The sequence below is a fragment of the Rugamonas fusca genome, from assembly GCF_014042365.1.
Lineage (GTDB): Bacteria > Pseudomonadota > Gammaproteobacteria > Burkholderiales > Burkholderiaceae_D > Rugamonas > Rugamonas fusca.
On record NZ_JACEZS010000018.1, the window covers coordinates 58,415 to 74,519 of the forward strand.

Genomic DNA, 16,105 nt, shown 5'->3' on the forward strand with positions numbered 1-16,105 from the left:
CCCGCTCAATCGTCGTCGTTGGGATCGCGGTCAGGGAACATCACGTCGGTGAAGCCGAACCGGGAGAAGTCCTTGATGCGCATCGGGTACAGGATGCCGTGCAGGTGGTCCACCTCGTGCTGCACCACGCGCGCGTGGAAGCCATCCACCTCGCGCACGATGGGCTGGTTGAACTGGTCCACGCCCACGTAGCGCAACCGGGTCCAGCGCGGCACGCTGGCGCGCAGGCCGGGCACGGACAAGCAGCCCTCGTAGCCTTCCTCCTGTTCGTCCGACAGCGGCGTGAGCACGGGATTGATCAATACCGTTTCCGGTACCTGGGGCGCGTCCGGATAGCGCGTGTTCTGCTTGAAGCCGTAGATCACCAGTTGCAGGTTGACGCCGATCTGCGGCGCGGCCAGGCCGGCCCCATTGGCCGCGTGCATGGTGTCGAACATGTCGGCGATCAGGCGTTCCATGGCCGGCGTGCCGAATTCGCGCACCGGCTCGGCCACCCGCAGCAAACGCGGATCGCCCATCTTGAGGATCTCGCGCACGGTCATGGCTGGCCCCCGGCCTGCTCGCCTTGCTGCTCACTTTTAAGCTGGCACTGGACTTCGCGCAGGAAGGTGCAATAGGCGTCGCCGATTTCGGCGTGCTTCAAGCCCATGGCGGTGGTCGCCTTCAGGTAGCCCAGCTTGGAGCCGCAGTCGTAGCGCTGGCCCTGGTAGCGGTAGGCCAGCACACGTTCATCCTTCATCAGGGCGGCGATACCGTCCGTGAGCTGGATCTCGCCGCCGGTGCCGGCGCCGATGTGCTCCAGGTAGTCGAAGATGCGGCCCGACAGCACGTAGCGCCCCACCACGGCCAGCGTGGACGGCGCGTCGTCCGGCTGCGGCTTTTCCACGATGCCGTGCACCAGTTCCAGGTTGGGCTGGTAGGCCGAGGCGCTGACGATACCGTAGTGCTTGGTTTCGTTGCGCGGCACGTTCTGCACCGCCAGCACGCTGCAGCGCTCGTAGGCGTACAAGTCCGTCATCTGGGCCAGCACAGGCTTGACGCCGTCGGGCGTGTCCATGAAATCGTCAGCCAGCAGCACGGCGAACGGGTCGTCGCCCACCACGGGACGGGCGCACAACACGGCATGGCCCAGGCCCAGCGGCGCGGACTGGCGGATGTAGATGCAGTTGACGTGCTTGGGGATCACGTTCTGGACGAATTCGAGCAACCGGGTCTTGCCGGCCGCTTCCAGTTCCGATTCCAGCTCATAGGCCGTGTCGAAGTGGTCTTCGATGGCGCGCTTGTTGCGGCCCGTGATGAAGATCATCTCCGTGATGCCGGCCGCCACCGCCTCTTCCACCGCATACTGGATCAGCGGCTTGTCCACGATGGGCAGCATTTCCTTGGGCTGGGCCTTGGTCGCGGGCAGGAACCGGCTGCCCAGTCCTGCCACCGGGAATACTGCCTTGGTAATTTTCTTCGTCATGCCACACTTCCATTGTCTGTTGCGGCAGCCGCCGCGGGCTGCCCATGTAACGCCAATAATGCCAGCAAGCCCGCTTCGTCGAGGATCGCCAGATCAAGTTCCTGCGCTTTGGCCAGCTTGCTGCCGGCGTCGGCCCCGGCCACCACGTAGCCCGTCTTCTTGGACACGGAACCGGCCACGCGGCCGCCGGCCGCCTCGATCAGGGCCGCCGCCTGGTCGCGGCTCAGGTTGGGCAAGGTGCCCGTCAGGACAAAGGTCTTGCCGCTCAAGGCGCTTTCCACCACGGCGGCCGCGGCCGGCATCTGCGCCAGCAGGTCCGTGCGCAAGGCATCCAGCGCCAGCAGCTGTTCGCGGTGGCCGGGCTGCTCCATCCAGTCGCGCAGCGCCTCGGCCACGGCGGCCGGCAGGCCGAACACGTCGAAGATCTTCAGGTAGGCCAGCGCTTCCAGCGTGACGCCCTGCTCCACCAGCTGCTTGCTGCGCGGCTCCGTCAACTTGGGAATGGCCAGCGCGGCCAGCAGCTTGACCGTATCGAGCCGCTCGCGCAGCTTGGCGCTGGGCGCATGTTCGCCCTGCGGCTGCACGCCTTCGGCCAGCAGCGCATCGATGGCTTGCTGGTTTTTGGGTTCGGCGAAAAAATCCGCGATCGATTCTGCCACCGTGCCGCCGATATCAGGCAGCACGCGCAGCAGCGCCACGGGCGCGCGCCGCACCAGCTCGAAGCGGCCCAGCCATTCGGCCAGGGTCTTGGCCGTCGATTCGCCCACGTGGCGGATGCCGAGCGCGAACAACAGCCGTTCCAGCGGCGGGCGCTTGGCGGCGGCGATCGCCTCCAGCAGGTTCTCGGCCCACTTGGTGGCCACCTTGCCTTGCTGGACAGTCTCGGGCGTGGTGCCGTCGCGCTCATCGGCCAGCCGCTTCATTTTCAGCAGGTCGTCCAGCGTGAGCCGGTACAGGTCCGACACGCCGTGCACCAGGCCCGCTTCCACCAGGTTGTCGATGTAGCGGTCGCCCAGGCCTTCGATGTCCATCATGCGGCGGCCGGCGAAGTGGCGGATCGCCTCCTTGCGCTGGGCCGAGCAGAACAACCCACCCGAGCAGCGGGCGATGGCTTCATCTTCCTCGCGCACCACGTGCGAACCGCACACGGGGCAATGCTTGGGCAGCTCGTATGGCGGCGGCGCCGGCTGCGGGCGCTTGTCCAGCACCACGGCCAGCACTTCGGGAATCACGTCGCCGGCGCGGCGCACGATCACCGTGTCGCCCACGCGCACATCCTTGCGGCGCACTTCGTCCTCGTTGTGCAGCGTGGCGTTGGTGACGTTGACGCCCCCGACGAAGACAGAGGCCAGCCGCGCCACGGGCGTGATGGCGCCCGTGCGACCCACCTGCACTTCGATCGCCTGCACCGTCGTCAGCGCTTCCTCGGCCGGGAACTTGTGGGCCAGCGCAAAGCGGGGCGCGCGCGACACGTAGCCAAGCACGCGCTGGTCCTGCAGCCGGTTGGCCTTGTACACGACGCCGTCGATTTCATAGGGCATGTTGGGACGGTTGGCGCCGATGGTGCGGTAGTAGCCCAGCAAGCCATCGACGCCATGCACGACAGAGGCCTCGCGCGCCACGGGCAGGCCCAGCGTGCGGTACCAGTCCAGCAGCGCCGAATGGGACTCGGGCATGGGCGCCCCTTCCAGCGCGCCGATGCCGTAGGCGAAAAAGCTCAGCTTGCGCTGGCTGGTGATGCGCGAATCGAGCTGGCGCAAGGTGCCGGCCGCCGCATTGCGCGGATTGACGAATTCCTTGTGGCCGGCGGCGCGCTGGCGCTCGTTCATGCGCTCGAAATCGGCCTTGAACATCAGCACTTCGCCGCGCACGTCGAGCACGGCCGGCGGATGGGGCGTGTCCAGGCGCAGCGGGATGCTGCGGATGGTCTTGACGTTGGCCGTCACATCCTCGCCCGTGTAGCCATCGCCGCGCGTGGCGGCCTGCACCAGCACGCCATCGACGTAGCGCAGGTTGATGGCCAGGCCGTCGTACTTGACCTCGGCCGCGTATTCGACCTGCACCGCATCCAGCCCTTCGCGCACGCGGCGGTCGAAGTTGACGATGTCCTCATCGTTGAAACCGTTGTTCAGCGACAGCATGGGCACGGCGTGCGTGACCTGCTCGAACTGGGGCAGCGGCGGCGCGCCCACGCGCAAGGTGGGCGAGTCGGGCTGGGCCAGCTCGGGATGGGCCGCCTCCAGTTGCTGCAATTCCAGGAACAGCTTGTCGTACTCCGCGTCCGGGATGGTGGGCGCGTCCAGCACATGATAGGCGTGCAGGTGCTTGTTCAGCTCCGCGCCCAGGGCGGCCATCCGGGCCGCCACTGCCGTCATGTCCGTGTTGTGTTGCGTATTGCTCATTACCCTGCTTTCAGCTGAACACGCGCAGCGCGCGCGAGGAACCGGCCGGGATATCGGACGCTTCCATCTCGGCGTAGAAATCCTGCACCTGGCCCTTGATTTCTTCCAGTGCCGCATCGCTGAGCGGCGTGTTGTAATCGTCGACGATGGTCGCGTCCAGCCGCGCCACCAGCGACTTGGCGCACGCCACCATGGCGCCGAAGCCGTCGCGGGCCGGCGCCACGCAGGGCACGTCCAGCAGCAGCGTCAGGCGCGACGTGGTTTCCTCGGCCAGCGTGACGTTGGTCGACAGCGAGAACAGGTAGCCGCCCTCGCCGTCCGGCATCACGAAGCGGCCATCGGGACGCACGTCGAAACCTTTCTTTTCCAGCGCGCCCAGCAGCGTGGCGATGGCCCATGGCGCGCCATTGCTTTGCAGGTTCACGCCCAGTTGCGCGTCGTGGCCGGCCACGAAACGGTGCAGGTTGCGGGCCTCGGCCATCACCTCGATCATGTCCGGGATTTCCGGCTCGGCGCCGATCTCGTCGGCCATGGCGCGCAGGCGCGTGACCAGTTCCGAATATTCCAGCTCGTTCAGTGCCGTGGTGCGGCTGGCCAGCTGCACGCCACCTTGCAATTTCGTATAGACCCCGCCGTGGACGATAGGTTCCCAGTCGCCGCTGACGGCCAGGCCAATGAAGTGCACCGGCTTGTTGCCCACCAGCCGCAACGTTTGCAGCACGGGCAGGATTTTTTCGCCGCGCACGGGCGTTTCCAGCGCCAGCGGCAGCAGGCAGTCGATCAGCGGATCGACCAGGTTGGTGGCTTGCTCGGCCAGGCTGGCCGCCGTTTCCGCCGTGGGGGCGGCGGGCGCGGCCTGGCCGTCGCCGTACTGGGCTTGGCCGGCGACGGCGCTCAAGGCGGCGGCCGCGGCCGTCGCTTCGCCGCCAGCCACGCCGGGCGCCGCACCATCGAGCGAGAAGCTCGGTTCCTGGCGCGGCACAGGAGCGTCGCCGGCGCGCATCAGCACGTCGTCATGGTCGGAGGCGAACGCCCGTTCCACGCTTTTCTTGGCCTTGTACTCCTGCCACTTGTTGTAGCTGAACACACCGACGATGAACACGCCACCGGCGCCGATTAAACTCAGTTGAAGATCTGTCATGCTGCTTGTGCCTCGGAAGCAAAATTGGCGGCGGCTTCCATGTCCACCGCCACGATGCGCGATACGCCCTGCTCTTGCATCGTCACACCGATCAGTTGATTGGCCATCTCCATCGCGATCTTGTTGTGCGAAATGAAGAGGAATTGGGTCTGGTCCGACATGCGCTTGACCATGCGGCAGAAACGTTCCGTGTTGGCGTCGTCCAGCGGCGCGTCGACCTCGTCGAGCAGGCAGAACGGCGCCGGGTTCAGGCGGAACATGGAGAACACCAGCGCCGTGGCCGTGAGCGCCTTCTCGCCGCCCGACAGCAGGTGGATGGTGGCGTTCTTCTTGCCCGGCGGCTGCGCCATCACTTGCACGCCGGAGTCGAGGATTTCATCGCCCGTCATGATGAGCTTGGCCTGGCCGCCGCCGAACAGGATGGGGAACAGCTCGGAGAAGTGGCCGTTGACGCGGTCAAAGGTGTCTTGCAGCAGTTCGCGCGTTTCCTTGTCGATCTTTTGGATCGCATCTTCCAGCGTGTTGATGGCCTCGGTCAGGTCGGCGTTCTGGGCGTCCAGGAATTGCTTGCGTTCGGACGCCTGGGCCAGCTCGTCGAGCGCGGCCAGGTTGACGGCGCCCAGGCCGGCGATGGCGTTGCTGAGCCTGGTCACCTCGCCTTGCAGGTAGGATGGTTTCATGTCCGGGTGCAGCTTCTCGGACAGGGCCGCCTCGTCCGCGTTCACTTCGGCCAGCTGGGCCGCGTACTGCTCCTGGTTCAGGCGCGCGGCCTGTTCCTTGAGCTGCATTTCCATGATCTTGTCGCGCTGCGGTTGCAGGCTGCGTTCGGCCTGCATGCGCTGCTCCTCGGACGAGCGCAGTTGCTGGGTGATCTGGTCCAGCTCGTGGCGCGCGTCCGACAGCGCTTTCTCCTGTTCCGTCCGGCGTTGCAGCAAGTCCTGCAAGCCATCGTTGGCCGCGCCCGATTCCAGGCTGGCCAGTTCCTGCTGGCCCGCTGCCAGGCTGGACGCCACCTGCGTGGCCTGGGTGGTGGCGGTGGCGATATTGCGGCGCAATTCCTCGATCTTGCTGCGCTGGGATTTTTCGGCGAACTGGGCTTCCTGCGCGGCCCGTTCCAGCTCGCGCAGCTGTTCGCGCGCGTCGGCCAGCCGCTGCTCCTGTTGCAGGAAGGCCGTCTGGCCATCCTCGTGCTCGCCTTGCAGCGTGCCCAGCGCCATGTCCAGCTGTTCGAATTTTTCTTCCGATTCCAGCTTGATCTGCATCTGCTCCGCTTCCTGGGCCGCGATCTCGGCCAGGTCCGTTTCGATCTGGTTGCTGCGCTGGTTGAAGCGCGCTTCGATCTCGGACAGCTTGAGCACTTCCAGTTGCAGCGTGTGCACGGACTGGGTCAGGCTCTGGCTGCGGGCGCGGTACTCGGTGAGCTGGCGCGCATGGTTGGCCACGGCCGCCTCGGCCCGCACGGCGCGCGCGCGCGCCTCGTCGGCCAGCATCTGCTGGGCCCGCAACTGCTTGGTGATGTTGTCGATTTCCTGCTGGCGGCCCAGCATGCCGTCCTGCTCGGCGTCGGCCGCGTAAAAGCGCACGCTGCCTTGCGTGATCACGTGGCCCTGGCGCGTGACGAAACAGCCGCCGGCCGGCAACCTGCCCCGCTCCGCGAAGGCGCTGGCCGTGTCCTCGGCCGAATAAACGTTGTGCAGCCAGTCCTGCAGCACGGCGCGCAGGCCCGGATCGTTAAGCTTGAGCAGGTTCAGAAATGGCGTCAGGCCGGGCACTTCCTGCGGCGCCGGCGGCACGGCCGTCGAGGGCGCGTACAGGGCCAGCTTGGCCGGTGGCGCATCGCTGAAGAAAGCCTTGGCCCAGTCGATGTTCGACATCTGCAAGGCCGAAGTGCGTTCGCGCAGCACGGATTCGAGCGCCGTCTCCCAGCCCGCTACCACGTTCAGTTTTTGCCACAGGCGCGGCAGCGCGTCGAGCTCGTGCTTTTGCAGCCACGGCTGCACCTTGCCCTGGGTTTGCACCCGTTCCTGCATCTGGCGCAGCGCGTTCAGGCGCGCTTCGAGCTGGGCGTTGGCGGCCGTTTCCGTGTTGACCTGGGCTTGCGCGGCCTGGCGTTCCGCTTCCAGTTTCGGCTGCTGTTCCAGCGCCTCCTCGAGGTGGTAGCCCAGTTCCTCCTGCGCCTGCTGCTTTTCCTCCAGCTGCAGCTTCAGGTTGGCCAGGTGGCTGCTGTCGGGCAGGCTCAGGCCGGTCTTTTCCTGCTGCAAGCGCTCGCGCCGCGTGGCCAGGCCGGACAGGATGTTGGAGGCGTTACGCTGGTGGGCCGATTCCAATTCCAGTTGCTGCTGGGCCTGCATGATGCGGGCCCGCGATTCCGTGCTCTTGACCTGGGCTTCGCGCCACGCCTGCTCCATGGCCGGCAAGGCTTCGGCCTTCTGCTCGGCCATCATTTGCGATTGTTCGACCTTGGCCGACAATTCCTCGAGGTTGAATTCCGCTTCCTCGATCTGTTCCGTGTATTCCTGGGCCTGGCTTTGCCACTGGTCGCGCTGGGCTGTCAGGGTGGCCAGCTGGGCCTGCAAGCGGGTGCGCGATTCGAGCACGAACTTGATCTGCGCTTCCAGGCTGCCGATCTCGGCGTTGGTCTGGTACAGATGGCCCTGGGCCGTGTGCAGCCGATCGCCCACGGCGAAGTGGGCCTGGCGCATCTGCTCGAGCGACAGTTCCACGTGGCGCAGCTTGGCCGTCTGTTCCTCCAGGTCGGTCTGGGCCTGCTCCATGTCGCGGAAATATTTCTTCTGCTCGTTTTCCGCTTCCGTCTTGCGCAGCAGCCACAGCAGTTTCTGCTTTTCTTCCTGGTCCGCTTGCAGCGCGTGGAACTTGGTGGCCACGGCCGCCTGGGCTTCCAGCTTTTCCAGGTTGGCGTTCAGCTCGCGCAGGATGTCTTCCACCCGCAGCAGGTTCTCGCGCGTGTCGTGCAGCCGGTTTTCCGTTTCACGCCGGCGTTCCTTGTATTTCGACACGCCCGCCGCTTCCTCGAGGAACACGCGCAATTCCTCCGGGCGCGACTCGATGATGCGGGCGATCATGCCCTGGCCAATAATCGCGTAGGCGCGCGGCCCCAGGCCCGTGCCCAGGAAGATATCCTGGATGTCGCGCCGCCGCACGGGCTGGCCGTTGATGTAGTAAGTCGAGGTGCCGTCGCGCGTGAGCGTGCGCTTGACGGCGATTTCCGCGTACTGGCCCCACTGGCCGGAGGCCTTGCCGTCGTTATTGTCGAACACCAGCTCCACCGACGCGCGGCCAGCCGGCTTGCGGTGGGTGGAACCGTTGAAAATCACGTCCTGCATGGACTCGCCGCGCAGTTCCGACGCCTTCGATTCGCCCAGCACCCAGCGCACGGCGTCGATGATGTTCGACTTGCCGCAACCATTGGGGCCGACCACACCGACCAGCTGACCGGGGACCTGGAAATTGGTGGGATCGACGAAAGACTTAAATCCCGACAATTTAATGGAAGATAGACGCACGTTGTGAACTGTTCCAGGCCGCAGGCGGCCTCAATTAATCAAACTCAAGCAAACGATCGATGGTTGGTGGAAGGCGTGCGGCGGCGCTAGGCATCACCGTGCATTAGCCAAATGAAAAGTGGCCTATCATACCATTTCGTCCATCTATTCTGGCCAAAAACACGCATTGCGCCCCTGCGTGCGTCCTGCCTTAGCGCAATACGCTGCGCGGGCCGGGCCCGCGCCACAGGCTGCGCGTGTAGGGACGGTCATGCCCCGACAGCAACAGCGCCAGTTGCGTCATCCATTGCTCGGTGGGCAGGGGTTCGACACGCGGCGCCACCAGCAGCACGGGGATGCACAAGGCCATCAGCACCCGGCTCAGGGCCATGTGGTTTTCCGTGCTGGCATGCCAGATGAAGGCGGCCGCCACCACCAGGCCCAGCAGGCAGCCAGTGACCGCCTCGGACACGGAATGGGCCATCACATACACGCGCGCGACGGCGATCAGCATGGCCACCAGGATGCCGGCCATCAATGCCAGCTGGCGGTGCGGCAAGTCCCAGCGCCGGAACGCGAGGTAGAACGCGACGGGGAACACGGCGGCGGCCCGCATCGCATGGCCGCTGAAGCCAGCGAATTCCAGCGAGGGCACCCCGACGCCCCAGCCGATAAAGGCCACCTTGGTCAGCACCACCAGCGCCATGCCGGCGCCAAACAGCAGGCACCACGATAACGTGAGCCGCCACGACTTGCCGGCCAGCAGCCAGACGGCGATGGCCACGCCGATGGGGCCGGTCACCGCCAGACTGCCCAACACGCTCAAGCTTTGCCACCAGATCATTTACACCACCAAAAAGAAAACGTTGCGCGCGCATTGCAGCGCAACATCATTTAACCACATCGCCGAGGCCACGAGGGATATTTCCGTGCGTCAATATTGCATAAAAATAGAAGTAAATGAAATACCGATTCTCTTGACACAGATCAAGAAAAAGCGGCATACTACATGCATGTTTAACCCAAAGGAGTCGTCATGCTGTCCCAGTCGCACCGCGCCATCGTCACCGCCACCGTCCCCATCCTCGAACAAGGCGGTGAAGCCCTGACCCGCCACTTCTACCGCACCTTGTTCCAGGACTATCCTGAAGTGCTGCCCTACTTCAACCAGGCGCACCAGCATAGCGGCGACCAGCAGCGCGCCCTGGCCACCAGCATCCTCATGTACGCCAAGCACATCGACAAACTGGAAGCGCTGGGACCGCTGGTCAACACCATCGTCAGCAAGCACGTGGCGCTGCGCATCCTGCCTGAACACTATCCCATGGTGGGCGCCAGCCTGCTGAAGGCGATCCGCGAAGTGCTGGGCGCCGAGACGGCCACCGACGCCGTGCTCGAAGCCTGGGGCGCCGCCTACGGCCAACTGGCCGAGCTGCTGATCGGCATCGAAGGCCAGACCTACCAGGCCCAGGCCGCCGCAAAAGGTGGCTGGGAAGGCGCGCGCGCCTTTGTGGTGGCGCAAAAGCGCGTGGAGAGCGCCGAGATCACGACCTTCGTGCTGCGTCCGGCCGACGGCCAGCCCGTCATGGAATTCCAGCCCGGCCAGTACATCGGCATCCGCGCCATGGTCGATGGCAGCGAGCAGCGCCGCCAGTATTCGCTGTCGGCCGAAAGCAATGGCCGCGATTACCAGATCAGCGTCAAGCGTGAGCCGGGCGGCAAGATGTCGGGCTACCTGCACGAGCAGGTGCAGGAAGGCGACACGGTGGAACTGTTCCCGCCGTCGGGCAACTTCACGCTGGCCGACAGCGCCCGTCCGATCGTGCTGATCAGCGGCGGCGTGGGCATCACCCCCACCCTGGCCATGCTGAGCAAGGCCGTGAAGTCAGGCCGCCCCATCCACTTCATCCACGCCGCCCGCAACGGCGCCGTGCATGCGTTCCGCGACCAGGTGGACCAGCTGGCCGAACGCCACGCCAACCTGCGCCGCCACTACATCTACGCCGAGCCCCACGAGGCCCATCCGGCGCCCGACGCCGTGGGCCTGATCGACAGCGCCCAACTGGCCAAGTGGATGCCGGAAACGCGCGATGTGGACGCCTACTTCCTCGGCCCCACGCCGTTCATGAAGACGGTCAAGCACGCGCTGCGTGAACTGGGCGTGCCGGAAACGCAGACCCACTACGAGTTCTTCGGCCCCGCCGCCGCACTCAACTAAGCATCCCGACTATCCCCCCAGAAAAATCGGGGACGTAACAAGATATTCCCTTCCGGAAAAATGGTGTTACGTCCCTGATTTTTCTTTGCCGACAAATCGGGGACGTAACACAGTATTCCCTTGCGGGAAAATGGTGTTACGTCCCCGATTTTGCTTTGGGTTATGCGGCGGTTTCGGCTTCGTCCATCGCCTCATCGTTGACGGCGCCCTGCTCCAGCGCTTGCGACAGCGCCACGGACACCACGCCATCGGCACGGATCAGTTGCACGGTGTTCTCGCGGAAATGCTTGACCAGCTGTTCGCCGGACATGGAGAACGCTTCCTGCCGCGCCGCCGTGGAGAAGATGTACAGCGTGCGCAAGGGACTGATCCACGCCAGCTTGACCTTGCGCTGGCTGCCGTCCTCCTGCGTAAAGCCCAGCCACATGCCACGCGCCAGGCTGTCGACCTCGATCGCGGCATCGTCGTCGGGCGGCGGGGGCGGCGGTTCGGCGGCGGCCTTGGCCTGCAGTTCCAGCCGGCGTTCCGTGGCCCGCTGGGCCGCTTCCATGGCGATTTCCACTTGCCGCTCCGGGCTCAGTTCCAGCGGCGCCCGCACGATGGACGCGTGGCACTCGGCCAGCTCGGCAAAAAATTGCAGCCGGTCCGCATCCTGCCACTTGATCACGTCGAGCCACTTGTTGAGCGTGGACAGCAGGCCGGGCAGCTTGGCGATCAATTGCTTGCGGTCGTCCGCGTTGAGCTTGGGCTTGACGCTCCAGATCAGGTCGTCCATGGTGCGCGTGGCGTTCTCGACCGCACCTGGCTTGTCCTGCTCCACGCTGTAGGCGATGGTCAGCACGGACACCCATTTGTTTTCCAGGAACGCTTCCACCACGGCGATCACTTCGCCGGTGCCGATGCGCAGCGCGACCGCGTTCTTGGCCGACTTGCTGGCCTCGGCCATGCGTTCCTGCTTGAGCGCGGCGGCGATCGGCTCGGCGATGGCGGTGGCGGCGGCCGCTTCCTCGGCCTTGATCGACGCCTCCAGTTCATTGACCGCTTCCGTGAACACGGACAGCTCATGGTCGTAATCGCGCCCCACCCGGTCCACACTACGCTGCATGGCCTGGAACAAGGGATCGTCCGGCCCCTTGCGCTGTTCCCAGCCCATGCGCGACAGCAAATCGATCAGGCGCCGCGCAGGGTGGGCTTCCTGGAAGAAGAAATTCTTGTCCACCAGCGCCGCCTTGAGCACGGGAATCTGGAGGAAGCGGATCAGGTCGCGGATTTCCTGCGAAATATTCTGGTCGCGGAACACCGTCTCGAAGATGGCCGACAGCAGGTCTATCGTGCTTTCGTCGGTGCGCGACAAACTGCCCTGCGGCAGGTTCTGCTTAATGGCGGGCAAGTAAAACACATTGCCAGCACCTGGCTCGCCAAAGCCGTGCAGCATATCGGACAGGCCGCCCCCGCTGCCAACTCCACCGGCCACCGCGCCCCCCACGCCGGCCGGCGCCAGTCCGGTCGGCACGCTTTTCTTCTGTAACTGCGCCAGATAACCGAGCAAGGGCCGCTTGGCCGCCACCTGCGACAGGCGCTGGGCACTTTCGTTGTGCATGGCCCCATGGAAGCCTTGGGCGGCGCCCTGCGTCCAGGCGCTGTCGGGCGCCATCGGCACGTTGGGCAGGTCGGGGATGGTCAGGTCGATGTCTTCCTGCGGTTCGGCGGCGCCAAAGAACTGGCGCAACTGCTGGGCCAGTACGGCCTGGTTGGCGCGCACGCGCGGCGGGGCCGCGGGCGAGGCGCGGTCGGCCTTGCGGCTCTTGTAGCCGTCCACCGAACCGGGCAATACCCCCTTGCGCTGCAAGGTCAGGTTGAGCGCTTCCAGCATGGGGCCCAGTTCGATGAACATGCCCGGTTTGAGCAGCGGCTGCAACAGGCCGGCCGATTCCGGCGACGGGTCGAAATCCAGCCACGCTTGCTGCACGGCGGACAGGAACACTTCTGGGCGGAACGGATTCTGGTTGCCGCGCAGGATGTCGCGATCCAGCAGGAAGGCGAGGCGCACGTTGAGCGTCTGCAGCGCGTCAGCGTACAGGGTTTCGAACGGCTTGCTGACGCTGCCCAGCGCCACCTTGGTGTCCATTTCCTCGTAGGGCACGAGGCTGAGCGCTTCCGTCTTCTTGGCGGCCTTGGGCTTGGCGGCCGGCGACAGCAACGCGATTTCCTTGCGCAACGATTTTTCCAGCGTGGCCGTGGCCAGGTGTTGGAACGCTGCATTGCCATGATGTAGCAGGTTGCCAGCCTTGATGCGCTGCTGCATCTGCGCGGGATCGCCCTGGGTGGCGTCGATCAAGGCGGCCGCCAGGCGGTTGGCGAAGTCGGGGAACTGGTCGCCAGCCTGCTTGACGGCGATACCGATCAGCTCCTCCAACAAGGCATGCCGCGGCGAGACCGTCTTTTTCGGTGCCACAGTAGTTGTTGAAGTTGCCATCATTTTATCGCCTGCTGACGGGTTGTCTGGTGCGGCGGCATCAGCCAGCTTGGCAGCCGGACCGGGAATTTCGCCGCTTTACCCTATTCTTGCACAGTATTGCCACATGGCAATAGCCAAAAAGAAATAATCGGAGATATTTCTCACATTTTCACGCTGACCATCAAATCCAACGCACTTTCCCATGGTTATTTCTTAACCAGAGCAAATCAGCCACGGCACGCGCGGGCCCATGGACCGGCGCGCCAGTCGCACGCAGGAATTACCTAAAATGCAACACATAATTACGGAGGAGAAAAGTAATAACGGCCGGATTGGCCGAAAGTTGACGGTCGCCGGCGCGGTCAGCCTCAAATATTGGTCACGCGCAGCCCCTTGGGCGGGGCGAAGTCCTGCACCTCGTCCACCAGGCCCACGGCCTGCGCCTCGCTGGCCGTCAGGTGCAAATCGGAATAAGCGTGGATCCGCCAGTGCTCGTCCGTCAGGCGCACGTGCGCGCGGATGATCTGTTCGGTACGCGCGTCGTCGGCCTGCAAGCCTTCCACGATGATGCGCAACGCGTCGGGCCGGGCGCCGTGGGGCGCGCTGGCGTGCGACTTGTGCACCATGAAGCGGGCCGTCTCACTGGCGTAGCGCCGCTCGCCGGCCAGGAACACGATGACGGCGATCGACGCCACGGCGCCGGCGTTGTAGGTCATGAAGCGGATCGGCAGGTTGCTCAGGTAGTTGTACAGGCAGATGCCGTCGCTGACGTAGCCGCCATTGGACTGGATCAGGATATGGGCCGTGCCGACCCGGTCTTCCGTCATGTCGGCGACCGCGTCGAACACGCGCCGCACCATATCGCTGTTGACGTCGCCGGACAAGGTAAACCAGGCATGCCCTTCGAATTGATCGCGCTCTTCGTTCATGGCCGCACCCGCAGGTTGTTTGGGCAATTTTAGCAAAACGGCGGTCATCGAGTCCGCCACCGCGCGCCATTCGTGCGCGCCCGGCAAGACCACACAGCAGGCGCGCCGACGACTGGTTTTATTGACAGCAAGGCCCTTCTGGCATATATTTCCGAGTCTTGATCGGGAGAGGGCTGACCTGCGCAGCCGCCGAAGGGGCACTACCCACAAACTCTCAGGCAAAAGGACCGATCAAGGGACCGGCGCGCGCAAGCGCCTGGCTCAACTCTGGAGAGCGGCCGCGGCACATGCCGGCGGCCCACCGAAGGGGCGCACGGGAACCATCCCGTTATCTCTCAGGTACCAAGGACAGAGGGGTCTGCGATCACACGTGGAGAAGCTGCGTTAGCTCTTCCTTGTCTGCTCCGTTAACCCTTTCACCTTTGGACCGAGGAATACATGACGCTCAAAACCACCCCGCTCAATCAAGCCCACCGCGACGCGGGCGCCCGCATGGTCGATTTCGGCGGCTGGGACATGCCCGTCAACTACGGTTCGCAGATCGAGGAACACCATGCCGTGCGCACCGACGTGGGCATGTTCGACGTGGCCCACATGTGCGTGGTCGACATCAAGGGCGACAACGTGCGCGCCTTCCTGCGCGGCCTGCTGGCCAACAACGTCGACAAGCTGCAAGTGTCGGGCAAGGCCCTGTACTCGTGCATGCTCAACCCGCAAGGCAAGGTGATCGACGACCTGATCGTCTACTTCATCAACGAGAGCTGGTTCCGCCTGGTGGTCAACGCCGGCACGGCCGAGAAGGACGTGGCCTGGATGCAGGCGCAGAACACGGCCACCAACAGCGGCCTGACCATCACCCAGCGCCGCGACGGCGCCAACGCCATGGCCCTGATCGCCGTGCAGGGCCCGAACGCGCGCGCCAAGGTATGGCAAGTGATCCCCGAAGCCCAGGCCGCGACGGCCGACATGAAGCCCTTCAACGTGGCCTTCGCCCACAGCGCCGTGTTCGGCGAGGCGATGGTGGCGCGCACCGGCTACACGGGCGAAGACGGTTTTGAAATCGGCGTGGCCGCCGAACAGGCCGTGGCCCTGTGGAACGCGCTGGCCGCCGCCGGCGTCAAGCCGGCCGGCCTGGGCGCGCGCGACACGCTGCGCCTGGAAGCGGGCATGAATTTGTACGGCCAGGACATGGACGAAACCGTCAACCCGCTGGACGCGGGCCTGGCCTGGACCATCGACCTGGTGTCGCCGCGCGACTTCATCGGCAAGGCCGCGCTGGAGGAAATGGGCCAGAACGCCCAGTTCGTGGGCCTGGTGCTGCGCGAAAAAGGCGGCGTGCTGCGCGCCCACCAGAAAGTCATCGTGGCCGGCAGCGACGCCACCGGCGAGATCACCAGCGGCACCTTCAGCCCCACCATGCAGCAAGCGATCGCGCTGGCGCGCGTGCCGATGGGCGTGGCCGTGGGCGACACCGTGCACGTGGAAATCCGCGACAAGAAGCTGGCCGCCTCGGTCGTCAAGCTGCCGTTCGTACGTAACGGTAAAATCCTCGTCGCCTGACCCCAAAAACTATTTAACAAACACTTACCTCTGGAGCCACACATGAACATCCCTGCAGACCTGAAGTACACCGAGTCCCACGAGTGGGTACGCCTGGAAGCTGACGGCACCGTCACCGTCGGCATCACCGAGTACGCACAGGATGCGCTGGGCGACATCGTCTTCGTCGAACTGCCGAAAGTGGGCGCCACCTACGGCGCCGGCGACGACGCGGCCGTGGTGGAATCGGTCAAGGCCGCCAGCGACATCTACGCTCCCGTGGCCGGCGAAGTGGTGGCCGTGAACGAGGACGTGGTCAACGCCCCCGAGTCGATCAACGCCGACGCCTACGCCGCCTGGATGTTCAAGATCAAGCCAGCCGATGCCAACGCCATTAACGGCCTGCTGGACGCGGCCGCCTACGGCAAGGCCACCGCCTAAGACGGTAAC

The 16,105-nt window shown here is 65.0% G+C and carries 11 protein-coding genes and 2 riboswitches; of the genes, 3 read left to right on the forward strand and 8 right to left on the reverse strand.

Annotation, left to right across the window (positions count from 1 at the left end; translation table 11 throughout):
- Window positions 1-5: 5 nt before the first annotated feature.
- The 6 genes from def to H3H36_RS19190 all read right to left on the reverse strand — a co-directional run bounded on the left by def (window position 6) and on the right by H3H36_RS19190 (window position 9,355).
- Window positions 6-542 carry a peptide deformylase gene (def, locus tag H3H36_RS19165; RefSeq protein WP_182219699.1) on the reverse strand — a complete coding sequence of 179 codons (537 nt, stop codon included), beginning with the start codon at window positions 540-542 and terminating at the stop codon, window positions 6-8.
- Window positions 539-1,465: a UTP--glucose-1-phosphate uridylyltransferase GalU gene (gene galU, locus H3H36_RS19170; RefSeq protein ID WP_182219700.1), complete on the reverse strand. Its 927-nt coding sequence runs from the start codon at window positions 1,463-1,465 to the stop codon at window positions 539-541. Before galU ends, def begins: the two co-directional genes overlap by 4 nt.
- Window positions 1,462-3,867, reverse strand: a complete 2,406-nt coding sequence (gene ligA, locus H3H36_RS19175) for an NAD-dependent DNA ligase LigA (RefSeq protein ID WP_229219989.1) — start codon at window positions 3,865-3,867, stop codon at window positions 1,462-1,464. Before ligA ends, galU begins: the two co-directional genes overlap by 4 nt.
- Window positions 3,868-3,877: 10 nt before the next feature.
- Window positions 3,878-5,008 (reverse strand): cell division protein ZipA C-terminal FtsZ-binding domain-containing protein, encoded by a 1,131-nt coding sequence (locus H3H36_RS19180; protein WP_182219701.1) that lies wholly within the window; start codon window positions 5,006-5,008, stop codon window positions 3,878-3,880.
- Complete coding sequence (gene smc / locus H3H36_RS19185; RefSeq protein ID WP_182219702.1) at window positions 5,005-8,532, reverse strand: chromosome segregation protein SMC; 3,528 nt, start codon at window positions 8,530-8,532, stop codon at window positions 5,005-5,007. The genes H3H36_RS19180 and smc overlap by 4 nt, the downstream gene beginning before the upstream one ends.
- A gap of 190 nt (window positions 8,533-8,722) precedes the next feature.
- On the reverse strand, window positions 8,723-9,355 hold the full coding sequence (locus H3H36_RS19190) for a phosphatase PAP2 family protein (RefSeq protein ID WP_182219703.1): 633 nt from the start codon (window positions 9,353-9,355) through the stop codon (window positions 8,723-8,725).
- A 192-nt stretch (window positions 9,356-9,547) separates the two neighbouring features.
- On the opposite strand from H3H36_RS19190, the gene hmpA reads away from it, so the two are divergent.
- Window positions 9,548-10,729, forward strand: a complete 1,182-nt coding sequence (gene hmpA / locus H3H36_RS19195; protein ID WP_182219704.1) for an NO-inducible flavohemoprotein — start codon at window positions 9,548-9,550, stop codon at window positions 10,727-10,729.
- A 160-nt stretch (window positions 10,730-10,889) separates the two neighbouring features.
- Here the strand turns inward: hmpA and H3H36_RS19200 are convergent, their stop codons facing one another.
- Entirely contained in the window at window positions 10,890-13,184 is a 2,295-nt protein-coding gene (locus tag H3H36_RS19200) for a DUF1631 family protein (RefSeq protein WP_311196660.1), read from the reverse strand.
- 371 nt (window positions 13,185-13,555) lie between these two features.
- Complete coding sequence (locus tag H3H36_RS19205; RefSeq protein ID WP_182219706.1) at window positions 13,556-14,116, reverse strand: ATP-dependent Clp protease proteolytic subunit; 561 nt, start codon at window positions 14,114-14,116, stop codon at window positions 13,556-13,558.
- Window positions 14,117-14,269: 153 nt separating this feature from the next.
- Window positions 14,270-14,356, forward strand: a riboswitch (glycine riboswitch).
- Between the two features lie 17 nt (window positions 14,357-14,373).
- A riboswitch (glycine riboswitch) is annotated at window positions 14,374-14,478 on the forward strand.
- A 76-nt stretch (window positions 14,479-14,554) separates the two neighbouring features.
- On the opposite strand from H3H36_RS19205, the gene gcvT reads away from it, so the two are divergent.
- Window positions 14,555-15,676 (forward strand): glycine cleavage system aminomethyltransferase GcvT, encoded by a 1,122-nt coding sequence (gcvT, locus tag H3H36_RS19210; RefSeq protein ID WP_182219707.1) that lies wholly within the window; start codon window positions 14,555-14,557, stop codon window positions 15,674-15,676.
- Window positions 15,677-15,718: 42 nt separating this feature from the next.
- Window positions 15,719-16,096, forward strand: coding sequence for a glycine cleavage system protein GcvH (gcvH, locus tag H3H36_RS19215; RefSeq protein WP_182162264.1), 378 nt, complete (start codon window positions 15,719-15,721; stop codon window positions 16,094-16,096).
- Window positions 16,097-16,105: the final 9 nt, after the last annotated feature.